The organism is Nostoc mirabile CHAB5784, assembly GCF_020829645.1.
Classification (GTDB): Bacteria; Cyanobacteriota; Cyanobacteriia; order Cyanobacteriales; family Nostocaceae; genus Nostoc; species Nostoc mirabile.
On record NZ_JAIVFS010000019.1, the window covers coordinates 28,598 to 46,196 of the forward strand.

The 17,599-nt window shown below is 43.6% G+C and carries 8 protein-coding genes; all 8 read left to right on the forward strand.

The window, feature by feature from the left end:
• The first annotated feature begins 207 nt into the window (after positions 1-207).
• Positions 208-1,068: a 16S rRNA (cytidine(1402)-2'-O)-methyltransferase gene (gene rsmI / locus LC653_RS14730; protein WP_229495176.1), complete on the forward strand. Its 861-nt coding sequence runs from the start codon at positions 208-210 to the stop codon at positions 1,066-1,068.
• 459 nt (positions 1,069-1,527) lie between these two features.
• Entirely contained in the window at positions 1,528-1,806 is a 279-nt protein-coding gene (locus LC653_RS14735; RefSeq protein ID WP_229495177.1) for a GlsB/YeaQ/YmgE family stress response membrane protein, read from the forward strand.
• 58 nt (positions 1,807-1,864) lie between these two features.
• A complete protein-coding gene (locus LC653_RS14740; protein WP_229495178.1) occupies positions 1,865-2,797 on the forward strand; it encodes a general stress protein in 933 nt (310 codons plus the stop codon).
• Positions 2,798-3,491: 694 nt separating this feature from the next.
• Positions 3,492-7,136, forward strand: coding sequence for a response regulator (locus tag LC653_RS14745; protein ID WP_229495179.1), 3,645 nt, complete (start codon positions 3,492-3,494; stop codon positions 7,134-7,136).
• A gap of 588 nt (positions 7,137-7,724) precedes the next feature.
• On the forward strand, positions 7,725-8,543 hold the full coding sequence (locus LC653_RS14750) for a nucleotidyltransferase domain-containing protein (RefSeq protein ID WP_229495180.1): 819 nt from the start codon (positions 7,725-7,727) through the stop codon (positions 8,541-8,543).
• A gap of 1,002 nt (positions 8,544-9,545) precedes the next feature.
• On the forward strand, positions 9,546-13,256 hold the full coding sequence (nifJ, locus tag LC653_RS14755; RefSeq protein ID WP_229495181.1) for a pyruvate:ferredoxin (flavodoxin) oxidoreductase: 3,711 nt from the start codon (positions 9,546-9,548) through the stop codon (positions 13,254-13,256).
• 1,431 nt (positions 13,257-14,687) lie between these two features.
• Positions 14,688-15,122 carry an integrin alpha gene (locus LC653_RS14760; RefSeq protein WP_229495182.1) on the forward strand — a complete coding sequence of 145 codons (435 nt, stop codon included), beginning with the start codon at positions 14,688-14,690 and terminating at the stop codon, positions 15,120-15,122.
• Positions 15,122-17,287, forward strand: coding sequence for a beta strand repeat-containing protein (locus LC653_RS14765; RefSeq protein ID WP_229495183.1), 2,166 nt, complete (start codon positions 15,122-15,124; stop codon positions 17,285-17,287). Before LC653_RS14760 ends, LC653_RS14765 begins: the two co-directional genes overlap by 1 nt.
• The last annotated feature ends 312 nt before the right edge of the window (positions 17,288-17,599 follow it).

Consider the following 17,599-nt stretch of genomic DNA (forward strand, 5'->3'; position numbering starts at 1 on the left):
TGCACAGACGCGATTCATCGCGTCTCTCCTGTCTCTCCTGCACAGACGCGATTCATCGCGTCTCTCCTGTCTCTCCTGCACAGACGCGATTCATCGCGTCTCTCCTGTCTCTCCTGCACAGACGCGATTCATCGCGTCTCTCCTGTCTCTCCTGCACAGACGCGATGAATCGCGTCTCTACAAACTCCTAACTTTTACCTCTCCCTCATGCAAACCGATCCAAAACCAAGAACACTTTACATTGTCGGCACACCAATTGGCAATCTGGAAGATATAACCTTTCGGGCGGTGCGAATTTTACAGACTGTAGATATCATTGCTGCGGAAGACACCCGTCATACTGGGAAACTATTACAGCATTTTCAAGTTAAAACTCCCCAGGTGAGTTACCACGAACACAATCGTACCAGCCGCATCCCAGAATTATTAGAGCATTTAGTTAACAATAAAGCGATCGCTCTTGTGAGTGATGCGGGGATGCCAGGAATTTCCGATCCTGGATATGAACTGGTGAAAGCCTGTATTGAGGCAGGAATTGCAGTAGTTCCCATTCCTGGTGCTAGTGCAGCAATTACTGCATTGAGTGCAGCTGGATTACCAACAGATCGGTTTGTCTTTGAAGGCTTTCTCCCAGCTAAAACTCAACAGAGACAAGAACATTTAGAATCTCTGCAAACAGAATCTCGCACATTGATTTTCTACGAATCGCCCCACCGTTTGCGAGATACTTTACAAGACTTAGCTCTTGTTTGGGGAAGCGATCGCCAAATTGTGTTAGGGCGGGAGTTAACTAAATTGTATGAGGAATTTTGGCGGGGGACAATTGCCGAGGCGATGGCTCACTACACCCAACGAGAACCCCAAGGTGAATATACATTAGTAGTGGCGGGAATTCCAGCCAGTCAGCCCCAACTGACACAAGAGGAATTAAAAGCCGAATTGAAGCAGTTAATTAGTCAGGGGATATCTCGATCGCAAGCTAGCCGTCAGTTAGCAAAATTTACCTCTCTTCCCCGTCGCCAACTTTATCAACTAGCTCTTTCTATAGCCCTCACTCCTGAGTTGTGAGCAAATCCTACCGCTTTTGTAGAATTCTGTCAATAATTGAATAAACAAAATTTTCTGCTCGATATTTTAGGACAGGGATAATCCTCAAGTCGAGTTCAAACTCCTATCTTGGGTTGACTCTCATATATCATAACTGTAACTTAAAGTCAACTTTTTATGTGCGTAGACTAGGAAAAACTACAGACATCGCCTGAGTCGAGGGTGATAAAGCACTCATAATTTGCCCAACCGCAACTTGGGTTATATAGTTCAAGCAAAAAAAGTGTTATTGCCATACCAAATAGATTATTGTTACTAAATTTATATATTTATTCTCAAAGACAAAGGAGTGAATATTCAAATGATATCTAAAGATTTTTGATATTAGTTCTCTAGATAGATCAGGAATTTTGCAGGAAAACTTTAATATGAAATAGTCAAAAGCAAACAAATTAAGATTCTCAACGAAGGAGAAATTCAATGGGTAACATTATTGCTTGGCTGGTTTTGGGTTTAATTGCAGGTGCGTTAGCTAAGTTATTTTATCCAGGAACCCAAGGTGGCGGTATTCTCTCTACGATTATATTAGGAATACTTGGAGCTGTAGTCGGGGGTTATTTGGGTCAAGTTTTACTAGGAAGTGGTTCGGCAGCCGCTGCATCTGCTGGAGCTTTCTCGCTTGGAAGCATTTTATTTGCTGTTCTTGGCGCGATGCTACTGATTTTCCTTTGGGGTTTAGTGACTCGCCGAGCTGTGTAATTACCTCATATCAGCTAACCCTCTTGGGAATCCCTTCAATCGGCAACAAACCAATAAAATGACGTTAGAAAAAGAGCGAACAACTATAGGAGTTTTCGCTAGGTGTTCCGATACACAATTGGTACTTCAGGAACTAAAAGCTTCTAATTTTCCTATGCACAAAGTTTCTGTAATTGCACAGAATGCAGAAGAAGAAAGCGATATTGCTAGTGCTGAAGTTAAAGATAGCACTGGCAATAATATATGCTTAGAAGATGCTGAAGCCTTTACAAGTAGTGCTTTGGGCGGTGTTACTGGCTTATTACCCGGTTTAGTCCTGTGGGTAATTTCTGGTATAGGACGAGTGATTCTAGCCGGAGCAGAAGCAACTGCGATCGCTACCACTTTAACAGGAGGTGCGATCAATGCAACCGCAGGTGATTTACATGGTGTACTACTAGGTTTAGGAATTCCAAAAGAGCAAGCACAGGGTTACAGCGATCTAATTTGCAAAGGTTATTATTTGGTAATAGTAACGGGCATAGATATAGAGATTCGTCTTGCTAAGAGGGTTTTTAATCGCCGTGATACTCAACAGTGGAGCATTTATGAGCCATACTTCACCCCAAATAGTCGCTATAAAAATGCAGTTGGTGTTTTTTCTACGCGCCAAAATACAGAAAAAGCACTTACTGAACTAAAAATCGCTGGCTTTCCTATGGCTCAAGTTTCGGTGATTGCTAAAAATACAAACACACTGAATGGTATTACTGAGGTAGATATCAGCAGTTCCAAAGATAACTACACTTGTTTAGGAATTTCTGAGGAGCTAGCCAGATATTATGAACATCAAGTGAGCCTTGGCAATTACTTATTAGTCCTAAAGAGTACTGATATCTACATGGCAGGTGCAAGAGCTATTTTAGAGAGTCACAAAATTGAAAAATTTTGTATCTATAGCTCATCTTTAGTGAATGCGAGTAGAAGCGATCGCCAGGTTATTAGTCAATAGTTTTGGGTTAGTAATAGCATTGATGTTATATCTAGCAGGAATATGCACTATAGCAATCCTATCTGATTTGTTTTGGGAAAAATAATTTTTTTATCAGGAACCGCAGAGGCGCAGAGAACGCAGAGAGAATAAAGAGATATTTTTACGAATTATTTAGGATTGCTAGATTATTTAACATCTATGGAAGTTATGCTTGAATGAGCTTAATTTTACCTATTCGGAGTTTTATTATAAAATACAGGATGGGGAGCTAAAGCAACCATTATTAAAATCAAGAAAATCCTTACTTTATAGTAATTATAAATGCCATAATAGTGCTTTATGCCTAACCATAGGGGATTACTAATTACAAATTTTGGGTAGCATTACCAAAGTTTTTCTCAGCCCTAAAAGCTGTTTAAGCATTACAAAAAAATATTCCGCGACAAATATACTCCAATGACTTTTTGCTAAAAAGATTATCTCAAGCTGAAATTGAAGTTGCAACAGGCTCGTCTTGGGGTAAGATAATATCTGTTTCAAATAGTAAAATTGCAGTTTCATAACCAATTATACCTATTTCTGGCTCTGAACCCATTTCCATTTCTATGAGATATGACCAGTATCCACAGTTAGAACAGTATTGATTTGTATAGCCAAAACATAATCCGAATAGTGCCAAAAATATAAATAATTGGAATAGCTGCCTGGAATAATGTTGAAAAGTTTGAAGATTGGAACCAAAATTGGAATTAGTTTTGCTTTGAGTTTAGCAACTCTGACCACTATTGGTCTAATCTCTTACCAAAGCACCAATGATCTAATTCAAACTTCAGCTAAAGAAAGCCATACCTATCAGGTGTTAAGTCAGCTTGAAGACCTTAATTTGCAACTGACAAATGCTGAAACTGGGCAACGTGGTTACATTCTTACTGGAGAACAGCGCTATTTAGAACCTTATAACGCTGCCATTCAAGTACTGAATCAAAAAGTTAACGAACTTCAGAGGTTAACAGCAGATAACCCCAACCAACAGAGTCGGCTTGATACTTTACAGTCACTAATCGATCAAAAGCTGGCTGAACTGAAAGAAACCATTGACTTGCGTCAGAACCAAAGTTTTGAAGCTGCCCAGAAGGTTGTTCTGACAGACCGAGGCAAGCAACTGATGGCTGATATCCGCAAAGTTATCCAGGCGATGAAAACTGAGGAAAATAAACTCCTCAAACAGCGCTCTGGTCAGGCACAAGCTGCTGCTCAAAAAACGATCGCCAGCATTGTATATAGTATTCCCTTATTTTCTTTAATCTTAGCTTTGATCGGATTTATCCTGACCAGACATATCTCAGCACCGCTAAAGCAAGTTTCTGATTTGGCAGAAAAAATGGCGGATGGGGATTTATTGGTGAGTTTACCAGATAGCGATCGCCAGGATGAAATTGGTGTATTGACACGCACCTTCAATCAGATGATCATTAATCTGCGAAACACAAATAAAAAAAATGACGAGCAAAACTGGCTAAAGTCTAACTTAGCTGAATTTACCCAGATGCTCCAAGGGCATCGAAATTTAGAAACTGCCTCTGGCCTAATTTTGTCAAAATTAGCACCACTGGTTGGGGCATCGCAGGGCATTTTTTATTTCATGGACTCAATAAACAACGAGCCTGTACTGAAACTATTGAGTAGCTATGCTTACAAAGAGCGAAAAAATCTGGCAAACCAGTTTCGTTTGGGTGAGGGATTGGTGGGACAATGTGCCTTAGAAAAACAAAGAATCCTCCTAACAGAAGTTCCTAGTGACTATATCCGTATTAGTTCCGGGTTGGGAGAAGCTCCACCGCTAAATATTATTGTCTTGCCTATACTGTTTGAGACGCAGGTGAGTGCTGTAATTGAACTGGCATCATTTGGGCCTTTCAGCCATCTCCATCTGACATTTTTAGAGCAATTGAGTGAAATTCTGGGTGTATTTTTAAATAACATCGCCTCACAATTGCAAACCCAGCGACTCCTTGAAGAGTCTGTTGCTTTAACAGAAGAACTGCAAAACCAGCAAGAAGAACTACAACAGAGCAATCAACGCCTGGAAGAACAGGCGCAGGAGTTAGAGGAATCGCAATTTCTTGTCAAGCAGTCTAACGAGGAATTGCAGCAACTAAATGAGGAGCTAGAAGAAAAGGCAGAATTGCTAGAAGTTCAAAATCGGGAAGTTGCCCGCAAGAACCAGGAAGTTGAGCGAGCGAGGCAGTCTTTTGAAGAAAAAGCTGAACAACTGGAATTGTCTTCCAAATACAAGTCGGAATTTCTGGCGAATATGTCCCACGAGTTACGGACACCGCTAAATAGCCTGTTAATTTTAGCAAGGCTGCTAGCAGATAACTCTCTTAACAACTTGACCGACAAACAGGTAGAGTACAGCCGGACTATTTACTCAGCTGGGACTGATTTGCTGGAATTGATCAATGACATTCTAGACTTGGCAAAAATTGAGTCGGGTACTATGTCGCTCGATATTGAGCAAATTGCTCTTGCAGATTTGGAGACATCTTTAGAGCAGACTTTCCGGCAAGTTGCCCACAATAAAGAACTCAGCTTTACTATTGAACGAGATGAAAAATTACCACTGACAATTTATAACGACTCCAAACGTCTGCAACAAGTGCTGAAAAATCTTTTAGCTAATGCCTTTAAGTTTACCGAACAAGGAGGCGTGAAGTTACAAATTGGCATAGCAACTAAGGCAGGCGAAGCTGAGAATCCCATGATTGCTTTTGCAGTTAGCGACACGGGTATAGGCATTCCAGACGAGAAGCAAAAAATTATTTTCGAGGCATTCCAGCAGGCAGATGGCACAACCAGCCGCAAGTACGGCGGAACAGGCTTGGGCTTGTCCATTAGCCGCGAACTAGCTCAACTGTTGGGCGGGAGAATTGAACTAGTCAGCCAACCAGGGCAGGGAAGCATCTTCACCCTCTACCTGCCCTGGCGACATGAAGGGAAAGGTAAAAATACTCTCACTCCATCACCTACTGGGTCAATCATCTCCCTTAACGCACTATCGACTATAAAAGAAGTGCCTCTAGTCGAAAACAGACCCACAACTCAAGACATCTCTCCGTCGCCGAAAGTCCTTGTCAGCTTACCCAACGATATCCCAGATGACCGGGAAATCATTCAACCGGGCGATCGCATTTTGCTAATTATCGAGGATGATGATAAATTTGCCCGTATCTTATTAGATATGGCCCGTGAGCAGGGCTTTAAAACCATTGTTGCTTTACAGAGCAAACAAGGTCTAGCACTAGCGCAAGAGTTTAAGCCCGATGCAATTATGCTAGATATCCACATGCCAGAGATGGATGGTTGGACGGTGCTAGATCGTCTGAAGCATAAGCCAGACACCAGACATATACCAGTACATATACTTTCTGTTGATGAAAGACAGCAACGGGGATTACAGCTAGGAGCGATTACCTATCTACAAAAACCCGTCTCTCCAGAAGCGCTAACTCAAGTATTGACAGAAATAAAAGGCTTTATTGAGCGTCAGGTAAAAAATCTTCTCATCGTAGAAGATGACCCCGTACAAGCCCAAAGTATTATCGAACTGATCGGTAATGGCGATGTTCATAGTACAGCAGTGGGTACGGGAGCAGAAGCCCTCTCGATTTTGCGATCGCATCACTTTGATTGTATGGTACTGGATCTCGGCCTGCCCGATATGAGCGGCTTTACACTAATTGAGCAAATAAAGCTTGAACCCAGGCTTTTAAAACTGCCGATCATTGTTTACACCGGCAAAGAACTCAGCCGACAAGAAGAAACACAACTGCGGGGACTAGCAGAGACAATTATTATTAAAAATGTGCGATCGCCAGAGCGGTTGTTAGACGAAACTGCCCTGTTTTTGCATCGGGTGCAAGCAAATCTGCCCCCACCAAAGCGGCAAATGCTAGAACAACTACACCAAAATGATCCGGTGCTGGCTAATCGGACAATTTTGATTGTGGATGATGACCTCCGAAATATTTTTGCCCTCACCAGCTTTTTAGAAAGCTATCAAATGCAAGTGCTGTTTGCCGAAAATGGCAGAGATGGCATAGAGAGCCTGCAAGCTAATCCTGAGATTAATATAATTTTGATGGACATCATGATGCCGGAAATGGATGGTTATGAAACTACCCGCGCCATCCGCCAGCAACAACAGTTTCGCTCATTACCAATAATTGCTTTAACTGCTAAAGCCATGCCAGGCGATCGCGAAAAGTGCATCGAAGCTGGAGCCTCTGACTACATCACCAAACCTGTAGATACAGAGCAACTGCTTTCGCTACTAAGGGTTTGGCTGTATCGGTGAGGCAGGGGGAGTGGGGAGTCACGTCGCTCCGCTCCAAATTCAAAATTCAAAATTCAAAATTCAATAATTTTTAATCCCCATAAATCAATTTAGTTGCTCTGTAATAATGACGTAGTATTTCTCTCTACGAGACGCCAAAGGCGAACGCGCTCTGCGTCTCAAAATACATTTTTTCTGTTCTCCATAAATAAATTTACTTGCTCTGTACCCTTTTCGTTTTCGGTCAATAGTGCGACACCAAAATTATTTTTTAGGCAAAACTTACGTAGTAATTAGTTATGATTCTCGCATCTGTGGAAAAACCTGAAAACTCTTTCTTCTCCTCCCCCTTGCAGTTTTAATAATAAGTCTTTAACCGGACACAATATAACTGGTAGCTGCCCTAATGGCAATACGCTTGGGTTAAGGATAATCGTAGGTTGGGTGGAACGTAGTGAAACCCAACAAACCCGCGAAAATGTTGGGTTTCGTTCCTCCACCCAACCTACGCAGTTTATGGTTTTTGCCGCTAACTGAACTGTATTGGCCCTAATGGGATGATGCTTTTAAAATATATAATGACCAGCGATGGAATCCAACAATCGCTCTATGAATAAGGAATCGCCCCAATTCATTAACCATATTGTTTCAAGTTTGCGGTCAATTGAGGGAATTACAGCGATCGCACTGGGTGGTTCACGGGCACGGGGCAACCATACCCTAAAGTCAGATGTGGATTTGGGAATTTATTACAATCCAGAAAACCCGCCCGATTTAATTGCTTTAAATCGACTCGCGTGTGAGCTTGATGATAACCATCGCGTAAATTTGATTACTGCGATTGGGGAATGGGGAAAGTGGATTAACGGTGGCGGTTGGCTACAGGTTCAAGGTGTAGGTGTAGATTTTCTCTATCGCGATTTGGCGAAGGTCAATCGTGTCATTGATGATTGCCATATCGGACGCATTACTATTGATTATCAACCAGGACATCCTCATGGGTTTGTGTCCTCTATTTATATGGGGGAAATTGCTATTTGTCAGGCACTTTACGACCCTGATGGTGTTTTAGAGGCTTTGAAGGTAAAAACAGAGCTTTATCCAGTTGGGCTGAAACAGGCAACTATTGATACTTTCGCTTGGGAAATAAGTTTCTGGCTGTTGGTCGCAAAAAAGGCGATGCCTGCGGCGGGCTGCGCCAACGCACGCGATGATGTTGTTTACGCAGCAGGTTGTTGTTTCCGCAGTGTGGCGTGTATGAATCAGGTTTTATTCGCGCTCAACGAAGATTACCTGTTAAATGAAAAAGGGGCGATGCCTGCGGCGGGCTACGCCAACGCAGTCGCTAATAGGTTTGCTATTTGCCCTACTGACTATCAACAACGGGTTGAGCGAGCTTTTACACTTTTAGCTGCCGATGCAAAATAAACCTCTTGCGAAAATCCTTGATCCGCCAGGGACTCAAGTCCCTCTCTTATAGCAAAAGTCCGTTTAAACGGACTAAAATTATTGTTATTAGTCGGTTTAAACCGACTTGAGCTATTAGCCCGAAAATAAATTTTCGGGCGGATGTTCGACTTTTGCAAGAGGTCTAATCAATCACTGAGGCGATCGCGATTATTGAGGCGATTGAGGATGATTTGAGTCAATGCTATGGAAATCGGCGATTAACGATGTAATTTTTATTGCCATCTGACTTCTGTTGCTATGCGATTGAAAGTGATATTTGACCATTGTACAAAATATCCCAATACTACGTAGGTTTTGCTTAAAACATAACTTCAACATAGTTTCCTTTGAGAAATGTAGACGTAACATTTTCAGGGCTTTGTTGGGTTTCATGACCAAAGAGGCAGGGGAGCAGGGAGCAGGGAGCAGGGGAGAAAGATTCTGGAATTCCCCTGCCATTCGGGTTTTAGAGCAAGTAAATTTATTTATGCTCAAAAGCAAAAATATTTATTTCGAGCGGAAAGTGGCACGATAAATAATGCGTCCGTTTTCTTGCCCCTAAATTTATTTATGGGGTTCTCCCCCTGCTCCCAGCAAGAACTGCCCCCTTTCCTCTTCTGTGACCTTCAACCGACCTACCAATTTTTTTAACCGAGCAGTATTGTTCCCGACCCTATACCCCACAAAAAAGAATAAATTGTTTTAAAGTGTTATCAAATAAAGGCTTTGGTCATTGAGTACATTATTAATACATATTAATAGATGCAGTATTGCAGATGAGATATTAATAAATGCAGTATTGATCGAAAGTTAATCTAAGAGCCTAAAGCTATCAACAAACTATCCTTTAAACACGGAGTAAATCCTACCGATAAATCTTTAATGCAGATAATACACTTACTTTCTAGTACTGGCTATTTCTGATTCTTAGATTCACATGTTCTGATAATGCAGCTTAAAGGCGGGGACAAAAATCATATTATGAACAAAACCTTTGCAACCATCGACGGGAATGAGGCTGTTGCCCGTGTTGCTTATAAATTAAATGAAGTGATTGCCATTTATCCCATCACCCCCTCTTCAGCAATGGGTGAATGGGCAGATGCTTGGTCAGCAGAAAGTCGTCCCAACCTCTGGGGTACTGTTCCCAGTGTTGTGCAAATGCAGAGCGAGGGAGGAGCAGCCGGTGCTGTGCATGGGGCATTACAAACAGGTTCCTTGAGTACCACCTTCACGGCATCTCAGGGATTATTGTTGATGATACCCAACTTCTACAAAATTGCTGGTGAACTGACTAGCGCTGTGGTTCACGTTGCCGCTCGTTCCCTGGCTACCCATGCGTTATCAATTTTTGGCGACCATAGCGACGTGATGGCAGCCCGTGCTACTGGTTTCGCCCTGCTGTGTTCCGCTTCGGTGCAGGAAAGTCAAGATTTTGCTCTCATTGCCCATGCTGCTACGCTGGAGACGCGAGTCTCGTTTATGCACTTCTTTGACGGCTTCCGCACATCACATGAAGTGCAGAAGGTCAAATTGCTCTCAGATGACGATTTGCGATCGCTAATTCACGATAACCTTATACTCGCCCACCGCAGCCGTGCGCTCACCCCAGATCGTCCAGTATTGCGGGGGACTGCTCAAAACCCCGATGTTTACTTCCAAGGACGTGAAGGCGCTAACCCTTATTACAACGCCTGTCCAGAAATTGTCCAGCGCATCATGGATGAATTTGGAGAACGCACGGGAAGGCATTATAAAATTTATGAATATTACGGCGCTAACGATGCCTCGCGCGTTATCGTTCTTATGGGTTCAGGCTGTGAAACCGTCCACGAAACAGTCGATTACCTTAACGCCCGTGGTGAAAAACTTGGCGTAGTGAAAGTGCGACTTTACCGCCCCTTTGATGTCCAAAAGTTTGTTGCAGTATTACCAACTAGTGTACAAGCGATCGCAGTTCTCGACCGCACCAAAGAAGCAGGTAGCGCTGGGGAACCTTTGTATTTGGATGTTGTAGCTGCTATCCATGAAGCGTGGGGAGAAGAAGCAGGGGAGCTCTTAGCTGGGGGCAGGGGAGAACATCCTCCCCTCTGCTCCCTGCCCCCTGCCCCTCTGCCTAAAATCATTGGTGGGCGTTACGGTCTTTCTTCTAAAGAATTTACTCCGGCGATGGTGAAGGGCATTTTTGACAACCTTGCTCAAGCTAAACCGAAAAATCACTTTACTATTGGGATTAATGACGACGTTAGTCATACTTCCTTGAGCTTTGATCCTAATTTCTCTACAGAATCGGATAATGTTGTTCGGGCAATGTTCTATGGGCTGGGTGCTGATGGCACTGTTGGGGCTAACAAAAACTCCATCAAGATTATTGGTGAAGAAACCGATAATTACGCCCAAGGCTACTTTGTCTATGATTCCAAGAAATCTGGCTCGATGACTGTTTCTCACCTACGCTTTGGGCCAAAACCAATTCGTTCTACTTACTTGATTGACCAAGCCAACTTTATTGGTTGTCATCACTGGGGATTTCTGGAACGCATAGATGTTTTGAAGGCTGCTATTCCTGGGGCGACTTTGCTGCTTAACAGTCCTTATGATGCAGATATCGTTTGGGAAAATCTGCCGTTGAAGGTGCAGCAGCAAATTATCGAAAAGCATTTGAAGTTATATGTGATTAATGCTAGCCAGGTTGCCCGCGACAGTGGCATGGGTGGCAGAATTAACACTATTATGCAGGTATGCTTCTTTGCCTTAGCGGGTGTCTTGCCAGAGGAAGAAGCGATCGCTAAAATCAAACAAGCGATTGACAAAACTTATGGTAAAAAAGGCGCAGAAGTTGTCCGCATGAACTTGCAAGCTGTAGACAACACCTTAGACAACTTGCATAAAGTAGATGTCCCCCAAACAATCCCCACAGACGCAATTAATCGCATCTCTACCAAATTTGTACAGACGCGATTAATCGCGTCTCTCTCCGCTCCCGAATTTGTGCAAGAAGTTCTGGGCAAAATCATGGTGTGGGAAGGTGATGACTTACCTGTTAGCACATTACCTGTTGATGGCACGTTTCCGGTAGGTACTGCCAAGTGGGAAAAACGTAACGTTGCCGAAGAGATACCTGTGTGGGAGCCGGATGTCTGCGTTCAATGTGGTAAGTGCGTGATGGTTTGTCCCCATAGTGCCATCCGGGCAAAGGCTTATCAAGCGGATGAGTTAGTCAATGCACCAGGAACCTTCAAGTCAACTGGTGCAAAAGATAAAGACTTTGCCAATCAAAAATTTACCATTCAAGTTGCCCCAGAAGATTGCACAGGATGCACTATTTGTGTAAATATTTGCCCTGCTAAAGATAAATCTGAGCCATTGCGGAAAGCAATTAATATGGCACAGCAGTTGCCATTGCGCGAACAAGAGCGGAAAAATTGGGATTTCTTCTTGAGTTTACCTAATCCTGACAGGCGATCGCTAAAATTAAACCAGATTCGCCAACAACAACTGCAAGAACCTTTATTTGAATTCTCTGGTGCTTGTGCAGGTTGTGGTGAAACCCCTTACTTAAAATTATTAACACAATTGTTTGGCGATCGCGCCGTCATCGCCAATGCTACAGGTTGCTCCTCAATTTATGGTGGGAATCTCCCCACAACTCCTTGGACAACCAACGCCCAAGGACGCGGCCCCGCGTGGTCTAATAATTTATTTGAAGATAACGCCGAATTCGGTTTCGGCTTCCGTCTTTCTCTCGACAAACAAGCTGAGTTTGCGGCGGAATTGTTGCAGCAGTTAGGGAGTGGGGAATCGGTACAGACGCGATTAATCGCGTCTGTACTGGAGAATGGGGAAATTCATCAATCAATAATTCCTGATGATTTAATTCAGTCAATCCTGAAAGCTGAACAAAAATCTGAGGCTGATATTTGGGAACAGCGCGAAAGGATAGAACTGTTGCAGCAGAAGTTAGATGAAATCGTAACTTTCGATCCTAATCTAAAATCCAAAATCCAAAATCTAAAATCCCTTGCCGATTACTTGGTGAGAAAAAGCGTCTGGATTGTTGGCGGTGACGGTTGGGCTTATGATATTGACTTTGGCGGCATCGATCATGTAATTGCTAGTGGTCGAAATGTGAATATTTTGGTGATGGATACAGAAGTGTATTCTAATACAGGCGGTCAATCTTCTAAAGCTACGCCACGAGCCGCAGTTGCGAAATATGCCGCCAGTGGTAAGCCAGCACCGAAGAAAGACTTGGGGATGATTGCCATGACCTACGGAAATGTCTACGTAGCGAGTGTAGCCCTTGGCGCTAGAGATGAACATACCCTGAAAGCATTTCTGGAAGCAGAAGCTTATGATGGCCCATCAATAATTATTGCTTACAGCCACTGCATAGCCCACGGCATTAATATGACCACAGGGATGAATCATCAGAAAACTTTGGTAGAATCAGGTCGTTGGTTGCTGTATCGGCATAATCCAGAGTTGCTCCTCCAGGGTAAAAATCCATTGCAATTGGATATGCGATCGCCTCAGCAATCTGTAGAACATTCGATGTATCAAGAAAATCGCTTCAAGATGCTTACCAAGAGCAAACCCGAAGTAGCCAAGCACTTGTTAGAACAAGCGCAAGCTGAGGTAGATGCACGTTGGCAGATGTACCAATATCTGGCAAAGCGTGATGTTCTCTGAACATTAGCCCCTGATTTTAGTTATAAACATTGCGACTTTAGTAACTCATATCATGTCCGCCAAGTTACCCATAATAAAAGAACCCCACCCCCAACCCCTCCCCGCTTGCGGGGAGGGGAGCGAAAGCGTAGCTTTTGCGGGGTGGGGTTCTTCGGGTTTAATAAGCAATCAAGCGGACATGATATCAAGTCGCAATTTTCGTTACAACATACCATTTTTGTAACGAAAATCGTTATTTTCGTTACAAAATAATCATTTTGGTTAGTAAAATAATTCTTTTTGTTACAAACATTATAATTTTGGTGATTAAATAACCATTTTGGTTATTCAAGTCATTATTTTCGTTACAAACATCAGAATTTTCGTTACCAAATAATCATTTTGGTTACTAAAGTCGTTATTTTTGTTACTAACGCTGTAGTTTAAGTTGTGTTGAACTCAAATTTTAGTCAACAAACGCCCCAATGTTGGGTTTAGTTCCTCAATACAATCTCTAAAAAGAGCGCGATGTTTACGATCGCCTGTCATCCTCGAACACAAGAGCGTGTTGCACACAAGATTTACTAACCCAACTCTTGGAGACGCTCTTGCTAGCTTGCCTCCCCGTAGGGTTACGCTATCGGTGACACGAAAACTTTATATAGCACTTCCTAAAATTGACTTTAACTTTACCATAATTACACCTAGCCTCTTGACAATGCTTAGATATTCATCAGAAGATTTAAGCAATTTAACGGTTATAACAAACTCTTACAGCAGAAATCATATATTTTAACTACATCTGTCGTAGGGGTTTAGCATTGCTCATTGGTGTCAACTTAAGCTTAGAACCATACAGCGTAAGTCTTTGGGGTTCTCTCTATTAGCACCCTAAACTTTTGATCCCCCCTAACCCCCCTTAAAAAGGGGGGAATTAGAATCGAGTGCCCCCAATTTATCGGGGGTTGGGGGATCTAAAACTACGGAGAATTGAGTGTTTGGGCTTAAGTTGACACGTATGAGCATTGCTAAACCCCTACCGCGTGGTCTATTTACCTGAAAATAGCTGTAATGCCTACTATAAGGTTCCGCCTCGCTCAAAAGCATTTCCAGGTTTTACCTAGAAACGAGATTTCAAAAAACAACTTTAGCGTAGGCGTAGCCCGCCGTTAGGCATCGCACCAACCGATCAAACCACCAAAGATCAACTCTGTGCTACAAGACACGCTACGAGGTGCTACGGGAATTATGGAGTATTGGTATTGGGTCGTTAATCGAGTTCTTCACTAGGGATGGATGAGATCAAAAGAGAGGTTTAGGGCGTACCTATTTTGGAATGCTTTGTAAAAAAGTGGGATGTTTTGTATAAACCCTTGATTTATCTTTTTCCGAGTTGATATATTAACTACGCAGTCAATAACTATTTAATAACCACATGTGGGAGAGGTAATTATGGCTAATTCATTATTCAATTTCCTTAACCTCTCTGATTTGAATGGCACTAATGGCTTTTTCATTAACGGCATTGCAGAAGGTGACTTTTCAGGCAACTCAGTCAGCAATGCAGGGGACATCAACAACGATGGCATTGACGACCTGATTATTGGGGCACCCGGTGCCGACCCCAACGGCAACTCTGGGGCTGGGCAAAGCTACGTAGTGTTTGGGGGGACAAATCTGGGCAGTGGCGGCAGCCTCAATCTCTCTGATTTGAATGGCACTAATGGCTTTATAATTAACGGCATTGCAGCATATAACTATTCAGGCTATTCAGGCGACTCAGTCAGCAATGCAGGGGACATCAACAACGATGGCATTGACGACCTGATTATTGGGGTACCCTTTGCCCCCCCAACCGCATCTCTAGTGCTGGGCAAAGCTATGTAGTGTTTGGGGGGACAAATCTGGGCAGTGGCGGCAGCCTCAACCTCTCTGATTTGAATGGCACTAATGGCTTTATAATTAACGGCATTGCAGCATATAACAATTCAGGCATTTCAGTCAGCAATGCAGGAGACATCAACAACGATGGCATTGACGACCTGATTATTGGGGCATATTATGCCTCCCCCAACGGCAACCCTGGGGCTGGGCAAAGCTATGTAGTGTTTGGGGGGACAAATCTGGGCAGTGGCGGCAGCCTCAACCTCTCTGATTTGAATGGCACTAATGGCTTTTTCATTAACGGCATTGCAGCATATGACTATTCAGGCCGCTCAGTCAGCAATGGGGGGGACATCAACGGTGACGGTCTTGACGACCTGATTATTGGGGCATATTATGCCGGCGAGGACACCTCTAAGGCTGGGCAAAGCTATGTAGTGTTTGGGGGGACGAATCTGGGCAGTGGCGGCAGCCTCAACCTCTCTGATTTGAATGGCACTAATGGCTTTATAATTAACGGCATTGATGGGGGTGACTCTTCAGGCGGCTTAGTCAGCAATGGGGGGGACATCAACGGTGACGGTCTTGACGACCTGATTATCGTGGCATCTGTTGCCTCCCGCAGCGGCGTCGGATATGCTGGGCAAAGCTATGTAGTGTTTGGGGGGACAAATCTGGGCAGTGGCGGCAGCCTCAACCTCTCTGATTTGAATGGCACTAATGGCTTTATAATTAACGGCATTGCACCATATGACTTTTCAGGCACCTTAGTCAGCAATGCGGGGGACATCAACAACGATGGCATTGACGACCTGATTATTGGGGCACCCTTTGCCTCCCGCAGCGGCGTCGGATATGCTGGGCAAAGCTATGTAGTGTTTGGGGGGACAAATCTGGGCAGTGGCGGCACCCTCAACCCCTCTGATTTGAATGGCACTAATGGCTTTATAATTAACGGCATTGCAGAATTTGACTCTTCAAGCACCTCAGTCAGCAATGCAGGGGACATCAACAACGATGGCATTGACGACCTGATTATTGGGGCATATTATGCCTCCCCCAACGGCATCAGATATGCTGGGCAAAGCTATGTAGTGTTTGGGGGGACAAATCTGGGCAGTGGTGGCACCTCTGGCAACCTGACTGGAACTCCTGGTGCAGATACCTTCTTTGGCACACCTAGCAACAACATTGATGGGTTAACTGCTAACGATACCCTGACAGGCAACGGTGGTCAAGATAAGTTTGTATTTCGCTCTGGCGATGGCAATGGCACTATCACCGATTTTTGTGGCGTTGGTGAAGGCTCAAACCCATCGTCGGCAGTAATTGCCAATGTTGATACACTGCAATTTATAGGTTCGGGCTTGACTGCCGAAAATCTGCAACTAACTCAAAAAGGCAACAACTTAGAAGTCACCTTTGAAAATGTGGCTAACACCAAGGTCACTCTGCAAAACTTCCTCTTAGAAAATCTGGATAACCTGCCAGCAAATTCTTCACAAGGAGCGATTGGCAATATCTTGTTTGATGGGCAAACCAGCATCACCGACAGCTTTGATGTAATTAATGCCAACTCGACTCAAACCAGCATTTTCAACAAAAACACCGTCACCTTCCTTAATGAATTAAACAATAACATCGCAGGTTTTGATAATTCCAATGATGTGATTAATGGTCAAGGAGGTAATGACATCATTAATGGCTTGAGTGGCAATGACCTGTTGCGGGGCGGGTCAGGCGATGATATTCTCATCGGTGGATTCGGCAATGATACTCTTGTGGGTGGTGTAGACAATGATATTTTCGTTGGTGGTGTAGGTGCTGACAGATTCCTTTACAACACCGATGCTGCTTTTGCCCTGACTGCTATTGGTGAAGATGCCATTACTGACTTCAACAGTTCCCAAGCTGACAAGATTGTACTGGATCAAACTACTTTTAGTGCCATTACCTCTGCTGCGGGAACGGGTTTTAATAACTTGAGTGATTTTGAAGTCACTAATTTAGCGGGGACTAGCACAGCAAAAATTGTCTACGATCCCGTGAGTGGACAGTTGTTCTACAACCCTAATGGCAACGCAGCTGGTTTTGGCAGTGGTGGTTTATTTGCAACTCTAACTGGTGCGCCAACTCTGGCTGCATCAGATTTTGTCTTGCAAGCATAGTTCGGACAAAACACCGAGTTCCAGGCTGATAACTCGCCATAAGCAGCAGTTGCTAAATATGCCGCCAGTGGGAAGCCTGCACCTAAAAAAGACTTAGTACACGTCACCGTAAAATGGGTTCGGAAATATCGAGGCTTGATGTTGGGTAACTTTATTGGGTTGCGCTTTGCTTAACCCAACAAAGCAATTTTTCACAAAGCCAAGCGTATTGTTTTATAACACACATTTTCCAGGTGCGACGCCGAATAGCCCGCCGTAGGCATCGCATCCACAGGAGAATGGCTATATGCAAAAATTAATATAACTCTCTGA

What these genes read in the sequence shown, in the direction of transcription:
- rsmI (WP_229495176.1), top strand. Translation starts at nt 208, where the DNA reads ATGCAAACCGATCCAAAACCAAGAACACTTTACATTGTCGGCACACCA.
- LC653_RS14735 (WP_229495177.1), top strand. Translation starts at nt 1,528, where the DNA reads ATGGGTAACATTATTGCTTGGCTGGTTTTGGGTTTAATTGCAGGTGCG.
- LC653_RS14740 (WP_229495178.1), top strand. Translation starts at nt 1,865, where the DNA reads ATGACGTTAGAAAAAGAGCGAACAACTATAGGAGTTTTCGCTAGGTGT.
- LC653_RS14745 (WP_229495179.1), top strand. Translation starts at nt 3,492, where the DNA reads ATGTTGAAAAGTTTGAAGATTGGAACCAAAATTGGAATTAGTTTTGCT.
- LC653_RS14750 (WP_229495180.1), top strand. Translation starts at nt 7,725, where the DNA reads ATGAATAAGGAATCGCCCCAATTCATTAACCATATTGTTTCAAGTTTG.
- nifJ (WP_229495181.1), top strand. Translation starts at nt 9,546, where the DNA reads ATGAACAAAACCTTTGCAACCATCGACGGGAATGAGGCTGTTGCCCGT.
- LC653_RS14760 (WP_229495182.1), top strand. Translation starts at nt 14,688, where the DNA reads ATGGCTAATTCATTATTCAATTTCCTTAACCTCTCTGATTTGAATGGC.